The sequence below is a fragment of the Streptomyces sp. PA03-6a genome (genome assembly GCF_033792765.1).
In the GTDB taxonomy this organism is placed as follows: domain Bacteria; phylum Actinomycetota; class Actinomycetes; order Streptomycetales; family Streptomycetaceae; genus Actinacidiphila.
In genome coordinates, this window is the sequence record NZ_JARAVK010000007.1 from 25593 (window position 1) to 39572 (window position 13980).

Annotated in this window: 15 protein-coding genes; 1 reads left to right on the forward strand and 14 read right to left on the reverse strand. The window is 70.7% G+C overall.

What is annotated here, in order from left to right:
- Positions 1-11 precede the first annotated feature (11 nt).
- Genes nuoK through PV350_RS03170 form a run of 11 tightly spaced genes read right to left on the reverse strand, consistent with a single transcriptional unit; the run spans position 12 to position 10765 of the window.
- Positions 12-311 carry an NADH-quinone/ubiquinone oxidoreductase subunit 4L family protein gene (nuoK, locus tag PV350_RS03120; RefSeq protein ID WP_499513341.1) on the reverse strand — a complete coding sequence of 100 codons (300 nt, stop codon included), beginning with the start codon at positions 309-311 and terminating at the stop codon, positions 12-14.
- Positions 308-1105: an NADH-quinone oxidoreductase subunit J gene (locus tag PV350_RS03125; RefSeq protein WP_499513340.1), complete on the reverse strand. Its 798-nt coding sequence runs from the start codon at positions 1103-1105 to the stop codon at positions 308-310. Before PV350_RS03125 ends, nuoK begins: the two co-directional genes overlap by 4 nt.
- Complete coding sequence (nuoI, locus tag PV350_RS03130; protein ID WP_499513339.1) at positions 1102-1758, reverse strand: NADH-quinone oxidoreductase subunit NuoI; 657 nt, start codon at positions 1756-1758, stop codon at positions 1102-1104. The genes PV350_RS03125 and nuoI overlap by 4 nt, the downstream gene beginning before the upstream one ends.
- Positions 1751-3049 carry an NADH-quinone oxidoreductase subunit NuoH gene (nuoH, locus tag PV350_RS03135; RefSeq protein WP_499516911.1) on the reverse strand — a complete coding sequence of 433 codons (1299 nt, stop codon included), beginning with the start codon at positions 3047-3049 and terminating at the stop codon, positions 1751-1753. Before nuoH ends, nuoI begins: the two co-directional genes overlap by 8 nt.
- 35 nt (positions 3050-3084) lie before the next feature.
- Positions 3085-5586 (reverse strand): NADH-quinone oxidoreductase subunit G, encoded by a 2502-nt coding sequence (locus PV350_RS03140; RefSeq protein WP_500332753.1) that lies wholly within the window; start codon positions 5584-5586, stop codon positions 3085-3087.
- Positions 5583-6914 (reverse strand): NADH-quinone oxidoreductase subunit NuoF, encoded by a 1332-nt coding sequence (gene nuoF / locus PV350_RS03145; RefSeq protein ID WP_499516910.1) that lies wholly within the window; start codon positions 6912-6914, stop codon positions 5583-5585. Before nuoF ends, PV350_RS03140 begins: the two co-directional genes overlap by 4 nt.
- 2 nt (positions 6915-6916) lie before the next feature.
- Positions 6917-7744: an NADH-quinone oxidoreductase subunit NuoE gene (gene nuoE / locus PV350_RS03150; RefSeq protein ID WP_499516909.1), complete on the reverse strand. Its 828-nt coding sequence runs from the start codon at positions 7742-7744 to the stop codon at positions 6917-6919.
- Between the two features lie 26 nt (positions 7745-7770).
- A complete protein-coding gene (locus tag PV350_RS03155; protein ID WP_499513337.1) occupies positions 7771-9105 on the reverse strand; it encodes an NADH-quinone oxidoreductase subunit D in 1335 nt (444 codons plus the stop codon).
- The gene (locus PV350_RS03160) at positions 9102-9839 is read right to left on the reverse strand and encodes an NADH-quinone oxidoreductase subunit C (protein ID WP_499513336.1); all 738 of its coding nucleotides are present in this window, start codon (positions 9837-9839) and stop codon (positions 9102-9104) included. Before PV350_RS03160 ends, PV350_RS03155 begins: the two co-directional genes overlap by 4 nt.
- Positions 9836-10390, reverse strand: a complete 555-nt coding sequence (locus PV350_RS03165) for a NuoB/complex I 20 kDa subunit family protein (RefSeq protein WP_018558792.1) — start codon at positions 10388-10390, stop codon at positions 9836-9838. Before PV350_RS03165 ends, PV350_RS03160 begins: the two co-directional genes overlap by 4 nt.
- A gap of 15 nt (positions 10391-10405) precedes the next feature.
- Positions 10406-10765 (reverse strand): NADH-quinone oxidoreductase subunit A, encoded by a 360-nt coding sequence (locus tag PV350_RS03170; protein ID WP_089226370.1) that lies wholly within the window; start codon positions 10763-10765, stop codon positions 10406-10408.
- 555 nt (positions 10766-11320) lie between these two features.
- On the opposite strand from PV350_RS03170, the gene PV350_RS03175 reads away from it, so the two are divergent.
- Positions 11321-12103: a C40 family peptidase gene (locus tag PV350_RS03175; protein ID WP_500332754.1), complete on the forward strand. Its 783-nt coding sequence runs from the start codon at positions 11321-11323 to the stop codon at positions 12101-12103.
- A 318-nt stretch (positions 12104-12421) separates the two neighbouring features.
- Here PV350_RS03175 and PV350_RS03180 read toward each other — a convergent pair whose 3' ends face one another.
- The 3 genes from PV350_RS03180 to PV350_RS03190 form a co-directional block, all read right to left on the reverse strand.
- Positions 12422-12805 carry a hypothetical protein gene (locus PV350_RS03180; protein ID WP_499513334.1) on the reverse strand — a complete coding sequence of 128 codons (384 nt, stop codon included), beginning with the start codon at positions 12803-12805 and terminating at the stop codon, positions 12422-12424.
- A 302-nt stretch (positions 12806-13107) separates the two neighbouring features.
- Positions 13108-13467 carry a DUF4180 domain-containing protein gene (locus PV350_RS03185; RefSeq protein ID WP_499513333.1) on the reverse strand — a complete coding sequence of 120 codons (360 nt, stop codon included), beginning with the start codon at positions 13465-13467 and terminating at the stop codon, positions 13108-13110.
- Positions 13460-13924 (reverse strand): helix-turn-helix domain-containing protein, encoded by a 465-nt coding sequence (locus PV350_RS03190; protein WP_500332755.1) that lies wholly within the window; start codon positions 13922-13924, stop codon positions 13460-13462. Before PV350_RS03190 ends, PV350_RS03185 begins: the two co-directional genes overlap by 8 nt.
- Positions 13925-13980: the final 56 nt, after the last annotated feature.

The following is a 13980-nucleotide window of genomic DNA, read 5'->3' on the forward strand; positions in this document are numbered from 1 at the left end:
TTCGCTACCCCTTAGAGCTTCATCAGGCTGGCGTCGTCGACCGAGGCCGAGTGGCGGGAGCGGAAGATCGTCACGATGATCGCCAGGCCCACGACCACCTCGGCGGCGGCGACGACCATCGTGAAGAAGGCGATGATCTGGCCGTCGAGGTTGCCGTGCATGCGGGAGAAGGTGACGAACGCCAGGTTGGCGGCGTTCAGCATCAGCTCGACGCACATGAAGACGACGATCGCGTTGCGCCGGATCAGCACCCCGGCCGCGCCGATGGTGAACAGCAGCGCCGACAGGTACAGGTAGTTGACCGGATTCACTTCGACGCCTCCTCGGAGCGCTGTTCCAGCTCGGCGACCTTGGCGACCGCCTCCGCGGACACGTCCCGGTACTGGCCGCGGCCGCGCAGCGTCGGGCTGACGCTGAGCTCCGAGACCGTGCCGTCCGGCAGCAGGCCGGGGACGTCGACCGCGTTGTTGCGGGCGTAGACGCCGGGCGCGGGGAGCGGGGTGATCTGCTTGCCCTCGCGCACGCGCCGCTCGGCGAGTTCGCGCTGGGTGGCACGGGCCTCGGTGCGCTCGCGGTGGGTGAGGACCATCGCGCCGATCGCGGCGGTGATGAGCAGCGCGCCGGTGATCTCGAAGGCCCACACGTACTTGGTGAAGATCAGCGAGGCGAGTCCCTCGACGTTGCCGCCCGCGTTGGCCTGGCCGAGCCCCTGGAAGTTCTTGATCGAGGCGTTGGCGATGCCGGCGATCAGCAGCACGCCGAAGCCGAGGCCGGCTCCGGCGGCCAGCCAGCGCTGCCCCTTCAGCGTCTCCTTGAGCGAGTCGGCGGCGGTGATGCCGACCAGCATGACGACGAAGAGGAAGAGCATCATGATCGCGCCGGTGTAGACGACGATCTGGACGACGCCGAGGAAGTACGCGCCCTGGGCCAGGTAGAAGACCGCCAGGACGATCATCGTCCCGGCCAGCGACAGTGCGCTGTGCACGGCCTTCTTCATCAGCACGGTCGAGAGCGCGCCGAGCACCGCGACGGTGCCGAGCACCCAGAACTGGACCGCCTCCCCGGTGGAGGTGGTGTACGCGGCCAGCGTGGTCACGTCGTTCATGCCTCGCCTCCCGTCCCGGCCGGAGCGGCGCCGCCCGTCGCGGGGACCTCGGTGCCCGCCGTGCCGTCGCCGTCCCGCTCGCCCTCCACCGTCTCGTCCGGCTTCTCGCCCATGGAGACCGCGACCTGACGCTCGGTCCCGGGGGCCGCGTGCGTCACCGCGCCGCGGTAGTAGTCGCCCTCGTCCATGCCGGGGAAGATCGCGTGGGGGCTGTCGACCATGCCCTCCTCCAGGCCCGCGAGCAGCTGCTCCTTGGTGAAGATCAGCGACTCGCGGCTGCTGTCGGCGAGCTCGTACTCGTTGGTCATGGTCAGCGCCCGCGTCGGGCAGGCCTCGATGCACAGCCCGCACAGGATGCAGCGGGCGTAGTTGATCTGGTAGACGCGGCCGTAGCGCTCACCCGGCGAGTAGCGCTCCTCGTCGGTGTTGTCGGCGCCCTCGACGTAGATCGCGTCGGCCGGGCAGGCCCAGGCGCACAGCTCGCAGCCCACGCACTTCTCCAGCCCGTCCGGGTGGCGGTTGAGCTGGTGGCGGCCGTGGAACCGCGGCGCGGTCGGCTTCTTCTCCTCGGGGTACTGCTCGGTCAGCCGCTTCTTGAACATGGCCTTGAAGGTCACGCCGAAGCCCGCCACCGGGCCCAGGAACTCAGGCATCGTCGGCCTCCTTGCCTACGAGTTGACGCTCCGCGCGGGACGGCCGCCGCGGGACGGGCGGCAGCTCCTGGCCGGGCAGCGGCGGCACGGGGTACCCGCCCGCCATGGGATCGAACGGCTCCTGCGGCCCGGCCTGTTCGGCCGCCTCCTTCGCCTTCTCGCCGCGGTCGCGGAAGACGTCGAAGACCAGCGAGACCAGGAGCAGCAGGACGATCCCTCCGCCGACGTAGAGCACGATCGACTGGAAGTCGTAGTTCTCGTTGCGCAGCGCCCGGACGGTGGCGACCAGCATCAGCCACACCATCGAGACCGGGATCAGGACCTTCCAGCCCAGCTTCATCAACTGGTCGTAGCGGACGCGGGGCAGCGTGCCGCGCAGCCAGATGAAGAAGAAGAGCAGCAACTGCACCTTCACCACGAACCACAGCAGCGGCCACCAGCCGTGGTTGGCGCCCTCCCAGAAGGTGCTGATGGGCCAGGGGGCCCGCCAGCCGCCCAGGAAGAGGGTGGTCGCCACCGCCGAGACGGTCACCATGTTCACGTACTCGGCGAGCATGAAGAGCGCGAACTTGATCGACGAGTACTCGGTGTTGAAGCCGCCGACCAGGTCGCCCTCGGACTCGGGCATGTCGAAGGGGGCACGGTTGGTCTCGCCGACCATCGTGCCGATGTAGATGATGAAGGAGACCGGCAGCAGCAGGACGTACCAGCGGTCCTCCTGCTGGGCGACGATCTGCGAGGTCGACATCGAGCCGGAGTAGAGGAAGACCGACGCGAAGGCGACGCCCATCGCGATCTCGTACGAGATCATCTGCGCGCAGGAGCGCAAACCCCCGAGCAGCGGGTACGTCGAGCCGGACGACCAGCCGGCCAGCACGATGCCGTAGATGCCGACGGAGGCGGTGGCCAGGATGTAGAGGACGCCGATCGGGAGGTCGGTGAGCTGCATCGGCGTACGGTGACCGAAGATCGAGATCTCGTTGCCCGCCGGGCCGAAGGGGATCACCGCGACCGCCATAAAGGCCGGGATGGCCGCCACGATCGGCGCCAGCACGTAGACGACCTTGTCGGCCTTCTTGACGATGAGGTCTTCCTTGAGCATCAGCTTGATGCCGTCGGCGAGCGACTGGAGCATGCCCCAGGGGCCGTGCCGGTTGGGGCCGATGCGCAGCTGCATCCACGCGACGACCTTGCGCTCCCACACGATGGAGAAGAGCACGGTCACCATCAGGAACGCGAAGCAGAAGACCGCCTTGATGGCGATCAGCCACCACGGGTCCCGCCCGAACATGGACAGGTCCTCGGCGGCGAGGGTCGTCAGTCCCGTCACGGGGTCACCTCCAGTGCGGCAGCGGCGTCCACGGCGGCCGGGGCGATCCGGACGACCTGGCCCGGCAGGGCGCCGGTGTCCGAGGCGACTCCCCCGCCGGCCGAGTTGAGGGGCACCCACACGACCCGGTCGGCCATCGCCGTCACCTGCAGCGGCAGCCGGACCGAGCCCAGCGGGCCGGTCACCTCCATCAGCTCGCCCTCGGCGACGCCGATCTCCTGCGCGGTCGTCGCCGACACGCGCGCGACCGCCGGGTGGCGGGTGCCCGCGAGGGCGTCGTCACCCTGTTGCAGCAGGCCCCGGTCGAGCAGCAGCCGGTGGCCCGCGAGGACCGCCTCGCCGCTGCCGGGCTTCGGCAGCTGGTGGCCGGTCTCCTGCGGAGCCTCGGCGCGCGGGCCCTCGTACGGGGCGAGCCGGGACAGCTCGGCGCGAGCCGAGCGGACGTCGGCGAGGCCCAGGGAGACGTCCATGGCGTCGGCCAGCATGGTCAGCACCCGGGCGTCCGGGTACTGGTGGCGCTGGACCTGCTGGGCCGGCTTGATCGCGGCCTCGAAGAGCCGTACCCGGCCTTCCCAGTTGAGGAAGGTGCCGGCCTTCTCGGCGACCGCGGCGACCGGCAGGACGACGTCGGCGCGGTCGGTGACCTCGCCGGGTCGCTGCTCCAGGCTGACCACGAAGCCCGCCGCGTCCAGGGCCGCGCGGGCCCGGGCCGGGTCGGGCAGGTCGGCCGGCTCGACGCCGCCGACCAGCAGCGCTCCGAGCTCGCCGCTCGCGGCCGCCTCCAGGATCCGGCCGGTGTCGCGGCCGTGGCGGGACGGGAGCGTGGTCACGCCCCAGACCTCGGCGACCTCGTCGCGGGCCCGCGGGTCGGCGACCGGACGGCCGCCGGGCAGCAGCCCGGGCAGGGCACCCGCCTCGACGGCACCGCGCTCGCCCGCGCGGCGCGGGATCCACGCCAGCCGGGCCCCGGACGCCTGGGCGAACCGCACGACCGCGGTCAGCGCGCCGGGGACGGCCGCCAGCCGCTCGCCGACCAGGACGACCGCGCCCTCGGCGCGCAGCGCCTCGTGGGCGGTCAGGCCGTTGCCGTCCAGGCCGACGCCACTGGCCAGGGCGTCCAGCCACTCGGTCTCGGTGCCGGGCGCGGCGGGCAGCAGGGTGCCGCCCGCCTTCTCCAGCCCGCGCGTGGCGAACGGCGCCAGCGCGAAGGTGCGCTGCTTGTGCCCCCGCCAGGCCTTGCGCAGCCGCAGGAAGACGCCGGGCGCCTCCTCCTCGGCCTCCAGTCCGGCCAGCAGGACGGCGGGGGCCTTCTCCAGCAGGGTGTAGGTGACGCCGTCGCCGGACAGGTCCCGGCCGCGGCCGGCCACGACGGCCGCCAGGAAGTCGGCCTCCTCCGCGGAGTGGGCGCGGGCCCGGAAGTCGACGTCGTTGGTGTCGAGGGCGACGCGGGCGAACTTGGCGTAGGCGTACGCGTCCTCGACGGTGAGCCGGCCACCGGTCAGCACGCCGGTGCGGCCGCGGGCCGCCGCGAGTCCGCGGGCCGCGGCCTCCAGGGCCTCGGGCCAGCTCGTGGGCTCCAGTTCACCGCTGTCGGCGTTGCGGACCAGCGGGGTGGTGAGCCGCTCCGGGCGCTGCGCGTAGCGGAAGCCGAAGCGGCCCTTGTCGCAGATCCACTCCTCGTTGACCTCGGGGTCGTCCTGCGCGAGCCGGCGCATGACCTTGCCGCGCCGGTGGTCGGTGCGGGTGGCGCAGCCCCCCGCACAGTGCTCGCACACGCTCGGCGAGGAGACCAGGTCGAAGGGCCGGGACCGGAAGCGGTAGGCCGCCGAGGTCAGGGCGCCGACCGGGCAGATCTGGATGGTGTTGCCGGAGAAGTACGACTGGAAGGGGTCGCCCTCACCGATGCCGACCTGCTGCAGCGCTCCGCGCTCCACCAGCTCGATCATCGGGTCGCCGGCGATCTGCTGCGAGAAGCGGGTGCAGCGCGCGCACAGCACGCAGCGCTCGCGGTCCAGCAGCACCTGGGTGGAGATCGGGACCGGCTTCTCGTAGGTCCGCTTGCGGCCCTCGAAGCGGGTGTCGGACTGACCGGCGGACATCGCCTGGTTCTGCAGCGGGCACTCGCCGCCCTTGTCGCAGACGGGGCAGTCCAGCGGGTGGTTGATGAGCAGCAGCTCCATCACCCCGCGCTGGGCCTTGTCCGCGACCTCGGAGGTGAGCTGGGTCCTGACGACCATCCCGTCGGTGCAGGTGATGGTGCAGGACGCCATCGGCTTGCGCTGGCCCTCGACCTCGACGATGCACTGGCGGCAGGCGCCCGCGGGGTCGAGGAGGGGGTGGTCGCAGAAGCGCGGGATCTCGATGCCGATCAGTTCGGCGGCACGGATCACCAGGGTGCCCTTCGGCACGGAGATCTCGACACCGTCGATGCTGACGGACACCAGGTCCTCGGGCGGCACCGCCGCCTCACCGGAGGCGGCGTTGGTCGTGACGGTCACGCGTTCACCTCCAGGTGAGACTTGTCGGCCCAGACCGTGGACTTGGACGGGTCGAAGGGGCAGCCGCGGCCCTCCAGGTGCTCCACGTACTCGTCGCGGAAGTACTGGAGGGAGGAGAAGATCGGGCTGGCCGCTCCGTCGCCGAGGGCGCAGAAGGACTTGCCGTTGATGTTGTCGGCGATGTCGGCGAGCTTGTCGAGGTCCGCCAGGGTCCCCTTGCCGGCCTCGATGTCCCGCAGCAACTGGACGAGCCAGTAGGTGCCCTCGCGGCAGGGGGTGCACTTGCCGCAGGACTCGTGGGCGTAGAACTCGGTCCAGCGCGTGACGGCCCGCACCACGCAGGTCGTCTCGTCGAAGCACTGCAGCGCCTTGGTGCCGAGCATGGAGCCCGCGGCGCCGACGCCCTCGTAGTCCAGCGGGACGTCGAGGTGCTCGTCGGTGAACATCGGCGTCGAGGAGCCGCCCGGGGTCCAGAACTTCAGCCGGTGGCCGGGCCGCATGCCGCCGCTGAGGTTCAGCAGCTGGCGCAGCGTGACGCCCAGCGGGGCCTCGTACTGGCCGGGGTTGGCGACGTGGCCGCTGAGCGAGTACAGCGTGAAGCCCGGGGACTTCTCGCTGCCCATCGAACGGAACCAGTCCTTGCCCTTGAGCAGGATCGACGGCACCGAGGCGATGGACTCGACGTTGTTGACCACCGTCGGGCAGGCGTACAGGCCCTCGACCGCCGGGAAGGGCGGGCGCAGCCGGGGCTGGCCGCGCCGTCCCTCCAGGGAGTCCAGCAGCGCGGTCTCCTCACCGCAGATGTACGCGCCGGCGCCGGCGTGCACGGTCAGCTCCAGGTCGAAGCCGCTGCCGAGGATGTCCTTGCCGAGGAGACCGGCCTCGTACGCCTCGGCGACCGCGTGGTGCAGCCGCCGCAGCACGGGGACGACCTCGCCGCGCAGGTAGATGAAGGCGTGGTTGGAGCGGATCGCGTGGCAGGCGATCACCATGCCCTCGATGAGGGAGTGCGGGTTGGCGAAGAGCAGCGGGATGTCCTTGCAGGTGCCGGGCTCCGACTCGTCCGCGTTGACGACGAGGTAGTGCGGCTTGCCGTCGCCCTGCGGGATGAACTGCCACTTCATCCCGGTGGGGAAGCCCGCGCCGCCGCGGCCGCGCAGGCCGGACTCCTTGACGAGGGCGATCACGTCGTCCGGGGGCAGGGCCAGCGCCTTGCGCAGGCCCTCGTAGCCCTCGTGGCGGCGGTACGTGTCGAGGGTCCAGGACTGCGGATCGTCCCAGAAGGCCGAGAGAACGGGTGACAGCACCTTCTCCGCCGAGTCGACCATGGTCACCGGTCCTCCTCACCTTCCGTCGGACGCTCCTGCGTGACGGGTCCCGCCGGGTGCTCCGGGTCGGAGACCGCGGAGTCCAACGGAGCGTCGTGGGAGCTGGGATGGGCCGGGGGCGTCTCGTCCTGCGGCGGGGCGGAGGTCTGCCGGGGCACGCCGGCCCCGGTGCCCGGCAGCGACTCGCCCCGGGCGAGCCGCAGGCCCGCCAGCGAGGCGGGGCCGGCGCCGCCGGTCGCCTCGACGGCGCCGGGGCGCTCGTCGGGGAACCCGGCCAGGATCCGGGACGTCTCCTTGTACGTGCACAGCGGAGCGCCGCGGGTGGGTTCGACGGTGCGGCCGGCGCGGAGGTCGTCGACGAGCCGCTTGGCCGAGGCGGGGTCCTGGTTGTCGAAGAACTCCCAGTTGACCATCACCACGGGGGCGAAGTCGCACGCCGCGTTGCACTCGATGTGCTCCAGCGTGATCTTGCCGTCCTCGGTGGTCTCGCCGTTCCCGACGCCGAGGTGCTGCTTGAGCTCGTCGAAGATCGCGTCGCCGCCCATGACCGCGCACAGGGTGTTGGTGCAGACCCCGACCTGGTACTCGCCGGAGGGCCCCCGCCGGTACATCGAGTAGAAGGTGGCCACCGCGGTGACCTCGGCCGTGGTCAGCCCCAGCTGTTCGGCGCAGAAGCGCACCCCGGTGCGGGAGACGTAGCCCTCCTGCGCCTGCACCAGGTGCAGCAGCGGCAGCAGGGCGCTGCGGCTGCCGGGGTAGCGCGCGATGACCTTCGCCGCGTCCGCGTCCAGTTGTTGCCGTACGTCGGCCGGGTAGTCCGGCGCGGGCATCGCGGGGATGCCGAGTGATACCTCAGTCACCGGTCGACGCCTCCCATCACGGGGTCGATGGACGCCACCGCGACGATGACGTCGGCGACCTGGCCGCCCTCGCACATCGCCGCCATGGTCTGCAGGTTGGTGAAGGACGGATCGCGGAAGTGGACGCGGAAGGGGCGGGTGCCCCCATCGCTGACCACGTGGACGCCGAGTTCGCCCTTGGACGACTCGACGGCGACGTACGCCTGGCCGGCCGGGACCCGGAAGCCCTCGGTCACCAGCTTGAAGTGGTGGATCAGGGCCTCCATGGAGGTGCCCATGATCTTCTTGATGTGGTCGAGCGAGTTGCCGAGCCCGTCCGGGCCGAGCGCGAGCTGCGCGGGCCAGGCGATCTTCTTGTCGGCGACCATGACCGGGCCGGGCTGCAGCCGGTCCAGGCACTGCTCGACGATGTCCAGCGACTGCCGCATCTCCTCCAGGCGGAGCAGGAACCGCCCGTAGGAGTCGCAGGTGTCGACGGTCGGCACCTCGAACTCGTAGTTCTCGTAGCCGCAGTACGGCTGCGACTTGCGCAGGTCGTGCGGCAGGCCCGTGGAGCGCAGGATCGGGCCCGTGGCGCCGAGCGCCATGCAGCCGGCCAGGTCCAGGTAGCCCACGTCCTGCATGCGGGCCTTGAAGATCGGGTTGCCGGTGGCGAGCTTGTCGTACTCGGGGAGGTTCTTGCGGAACTTCTTCACGAACTCGCGGACCTGGTCCACGGCGCCGGGCGGCAGGTCCTGGGCGAGGCCGCCGGGGCGGATGTACGCGTGGTTCATCCGCAGGCCGGTGATCAGCTCGAAGACGTCCAGGATCATCTCGCGGTCACGGAAACCGTAGATCATGATCGTGGTGGCGCCGAGCTCCATGCCGCCGGTGGCGATGGCCACCAGGTGCGAGGAGATGCGGTTGAGCTCCATCAGCATCACGCGGATGACCGAGGCGCGGTCCGGGACCGCGTCGGTGATGCCGAGCAGCTTCTCCACCGCCAGGCAGTACGCCGTCTCGTTGAAGAACGGCGTGAGGTAGTCCATGCGCGTCACGAACGTGGACCCCTGGGTCCAGGTCCGGAACTCCATGTTCTTCTCGATGCCGGTGTGGAGGTAGCCGATGCCGCAGCGGGCCTCGGTGACCGTCTCGCCGTCGATCTCGAGGATCAGCCGGAGCACACCGTGGGTCGACGGGTGCTGGGGGCCCATGTTGACGACGATGCGCTCGTCGTCGGCCTTGCCGACGGTCTCGGACAGCTCGTCCCAGTCGCCGCCGGTGACCGTGAAGACCCGGCCCTCGGTGGTCTCCCGCTCCGATGCCTGCCGGGGTGCGTGGTGGGTGCTCACGAGTACGACCTCCGCTGGTCCGGAGCAGGGATCTGGGCGCCCTTGTACTCGACGGGGATGCCGCCGAGGGGGTAGTCCTTGCGCTGCGGGTGGCCCTGCCAGTCGTCCGGCATCATGATCCGCATCAGTGCGGGGTGGCCGTCGAAGACGATCCCGAAGAAGTCGTAGGTCTCACGCTCGTGCCAGTCGTTGGTCGGGTAGACCTCGACGAGCGACGGGACGTGCCGGTCCGCGTCGGAGACGCTCACCTCCACCCGGATCAGCCGGTTGTGGGTGATCGAGCGCAGGTGGTACACGGCGTGCAGCTCGCGGCCCTTGTCCTCGGGGAAGTGGACGCCGCTCACGCCCGTGCAGAGCTCGAAGCGCAGCGCTGGGTCGTCGCGCAGGGTCCTGGCCACCAGCGGGAGGTGCTCGCGTGCGACGTGGAAGGTGATCTCGCCGCGGTCCACGACGACCTTCTCGATCGCGTTGTCCGGGACGAGCCCCTGCTCCTCGAGGGCACCCTCGAGCTCGTCGGCGACGTCGTCGAACCAGCCGCCGTACGGCCGGCTCGCCGCCCCGGGCAGTCGCACGGTGCGCACCAGGCCGCCGTACCCGGAGGTGTCGCCGCCGTTGCGGGCACCGAACATGCCGCGCTGGACGCGGATCGCCTCCCCGTGGTCGCCGCGCTGACCGGGCAGCCCGGCCGCGTTGACGTCCTTGTCCGGGTTCGGGGTGTCCGGGGAATCCGTCATCGGAGGAGCCCCTTCATCTCAATCGTCGGCAGCGCCTTCAGCGCCGCTTCCTCCGCCTCGCGCGCGGCCTCTTCGCGGTTCACGCCGAGCTTGCTGTGCTGGATCTTCTGGTGGAGCTTGAGAATCGCGTCCATCAGCATTTCGGGACGGGGCGGACATCCAGGGAGATAAATGTCAACAGGCACCACATGGTCAACACCCTGCACAATGGCGTAGTTGTTGAACATCCCGCCGCTCGATGCGCAGACCCCCATCGAGATCACCCACTTGGGGTTCGGCATCTGGTCGTAGACCTGGCGCAGGACGGGGGCCATCTTCTGGCTCACCCGGCCGGCCACGATCATCAGGTCCGCCTGGCGCGGGGACCCGCGGAAGACCTCCATGCCGAAACGGGCCAGGTCGTACCGCCCGGCCCCGGTCGTCATCATCTCGATGGCGCAGCACGCGAGGCCGAACGTGGCCGGGAAGACCGAGGCCTTCCGGACCCAGCCGGCCGCCGCCTCGACGGAGGTGAGCAGGAAGCCGCTCGGCAACTTCTCTTCAATACCCATGGCTATTCTCCGCCCCTAGTCCCATTCCAGGCCGCCGCGACGCCAGACGTAGGCGTAGGCGACGAAGACGGTGAGCACGAAGAGGAGCATCTCGACGAGCCCGAAGACCCCGAGGGCGTCGAACGTGACGGCCCAGGGGTAAAGGAAGACGATCTCGATGTCGAAGACGATGAAGAGCATCGCCGTCAGGTAGTACTTGATCGGGAAACGGCCGCCCCCGGCTGGCTGCGGAGTCGGCTCGATGCCGCACTCATATGCCTCCAACTTGGCCCGGTTGTACCGTTTCGGGCCGATGATGGAGGCCATGACCACGGAGAAGATCGCGAAGCCGGCCCCGAGGCCGCCCAGCACGAGGATGGGCGCGTAGGCATTCACGTCCCCGCTCCTTCCAGTCGACGATGACTGATGACGGACCGTGCCCGGACGTGCGCCCCGCGCCACCTAGATCCTCTCCATGTGAGGCAGTTCACAAGCCCAGACTGCCCGCATCCTATGCCTCCTGGTCTGTGATCTGCGACACGGGGTTCACTCTGACCTTTGTGATCTCCGACACCAGTCGAACGATCATGAACGGGGATGAGCGGTGATCTTCTCACTCAGTAATCCCAAACGATCACCAGAAGTCACATTTTCCTGCGTTTCCGCTGGTAAACAGGGGTGCCGCACTATCAGGCGCCGACGATCGAAGGCAAATTGGAGCTGGACCGGGGGACGTGATAGCGCCCCGCCACTCCTGCGGGTGAGCCGCGGAACACCCCGCTGACGGCGGCCGGAGGCACGTGAACGCGCGCACGAGGATTTGGACTTGAATGTCCCGAACATCCTGAATAAGGAAGATCGAAAAAGGGACAATACCACTGCTCGACAGCCAACTGTGGCGCATCACACTTTTGTTGAACGGAACCGACCGGGCCTGATACCCAAGTCTTCATGTCCCTTCAGACCTCGCATATACGCCGCCGGCGACGCGCCGCGCAGAGCCCCAACTGGGTGCGCCGCGCAGGAGTCGCCGGCGGCGTCATCGGAACGCTCGCCCTGACCGGAATGTCGTCTTCGGCGAACGCCGAGCCCTCGGCCGCCGACCCGGCGACCACGGGGAGCATCCCCGTCATCCCCGCCCTCTCCACCACCGCCACCGCCGCGGAGGCCGCTGACGCCATCGACGAGACCGTCGTCGAGCAGCAGCTGGACGCCGCCCGTGCGGAGGCCCGCACCGAGGCCATGAAGGCCGCCCAGAAGAAGAAGGCCGCCGCCGACGCGCGCGACCGCGCCGCGGCCAAGGCCGCCAAGGCGCGCGAGACCGCGACCGCGTCGCGCTCCGCGGGACGCACCGCGCTGGCCTCCTCCTCCAACGCGACGGGCAGCGTCGCCTCCGTCATAGGCTTCCTGAAGGCCCAGGTCGGCAAGCCGTACGTCTACGGCGCCACGGGCCCCAGCGCGTACGACTGCTCCGGTCTCACCCAGGCCGCCTTCCGCACCATCGGCGTCGACCTCCCGCGCACCTCGCAGGCGCAGTCGACCTTCGGCACCCAGATCTCCGTGAGCGCGGTCCAGCCGGGCGACCTCGTCTTCTGGGGCGGAGTCGGCTCCGCCTACCACGTGGCCGTCTACATCGGCGGCGGGCAGTACCTGGACGCGGCGAACCCGAGCAAGGGCGTCGTCATCCAGCAGATGTCCAACTACATGCCGACGTCCGCCGTACGCGTGCTCTGATCACGCGCCCCGTCCCCACGGAGGCCGCCGGCCCGCACCGGGCCGGCGGCCTCCTCCGTTCCGCCCCCGTGCGGTCCTCCGCGCCCCGGACAGGACCCACGCACCTGTGCGCCGGGCCACCCGGCGCCCTCCTCCCCCGCCGCCGCGAGGGGGAGCCGCCGCACCGCGCCCCGCGGCAGGCGGCCGCAAACGAAAGTCCGGCCCCGCCGCAAGGAGACGTACCGCACACGGGGCCGGACGACCGGGGAGCCCCGGACGGGGCTCACGGGCCGGAGCCCGGCTCCGCCGTGGCGGGGGACCGGGCTCCGGACGCCGGGTTCATCGACGGTGGCAGTCACGGCCCCCGCTGTGCCAGACCCTGACCCATTGGCCCGGCGTGCGGACCCACTTGACGCGGCCGTGGCTGGACACCCGCACCAGGCGTCCGGGACGGTACTCCAGCTTCCAGGAACCCTGCCCGATCGAGCACTGCCCCTGCCGGTCGCCCCGCCGGTCGTCGTCGCGCCGGCCGTCACCCCGGCGGTCGTCGTCGCGGCGGTCGTCGCCCCGCCGGTCGTCACCCCGCCGGTCATCGCCCTGTCGGTCGCCCGGGCGGTGGTCCGTGGGGGCCGCCGAGGCCGGGCCGGCGGCGAGCACGCCCCCTCCGGCGAGCAGGACCGATGCGGCCGCGGCGGCCAGGACCTGGTTTATGCGCGTGCTCATGACTGCACCCTTCTCTTGATCACGGATCCCCGAGCAGTGATCAAAAGTATGAGCACAACGCCTCAAATCCCGCATTTCGGGCGCGAGCTGACTCCGGGGCAGACCCATCTGACATCGATGTCAACGACATCGATGTCAAAGGATCGGCGACCTGCCCGGCCCACGCCCCTTCCCGCCGACCGGCGCCAACCGGGCCCGGCTACGGAGGAGTTCGCCGGTCCCTCCCGGCGGGCCGCTGCGCCGGGAGGGACGACGGGCGTCATGACGCGGGGAGTTCGCCCCGGGGGCGGGCCGGTGCCCGGTCAGCCCAGGCGGGCGTCGAGCGCTTCGAGGTCGTCGACGAACCACGTGCGGTCGCCGCGGTTGCACTCGCGGACCAGGTCGCGAAAGGCCGTACTGGCCGCGGTGTACGCCGAGACGTCACCCACGACGGCGAGCCGGATGCGGTAGTTGACGAACTTCTGCAGGATCTCCCCCGCCAGCCCGGTGCGCAGGGTGAAGAACCGCTCGTCGAACCGGCCGACGGGCACGGCCACCACCTCCGCCCGGGAGAAGGCGGATCCGATCACGTCGAGCGCGTCCTGGACGCCGGAGATCCTCGCGCCCTCCTCGCCGCAGACGAGGACGGGCACGCCCCCTCGCTCGGTCACCACGTCAGCCACGGCCCGCCTCCGGGTCCTCGGTGTGCTCCTCCGGGAACATGTCGTTCTCCCCTCCCAGGACGCCGTCGACGGTGCGCAGGACGTCCGCCGTCGCCGCGGCGCCGCCGAGCACCACGACCTTCAGCCGCGAGCGCTCGTCGTCGTACGCCGTCCGGACCCGGGCCAACTCGTGGGGGTCCCGCGCCATCTGGGCACCGGCCACGAGCAGGGTGCTCAGACGCTCCGCCGCGGCCGCCCCGATGCCGTCGACCTCGACGATGGCCGAGACCTCCACCCGGTGCCGGGCGGCGGCGGCCGGCGCACCGGTGAGGGCGTCCAGGTCGGCCCGGGCGACGCGGTACTGCTTGCCGATGCGCACGGCCTTCAGCCGGCCGTCGCGGATGTAGCCGCGGACCGTGCGCACGTGCAGGCCGAGCCGGTCCGCGACCTGCTCGACGGACAACCACTCCCTCTCCATGAGTACGCATCCTACCCTGTGAAGGTAATGATAGGGATGTTTGCATACCCTCCTCA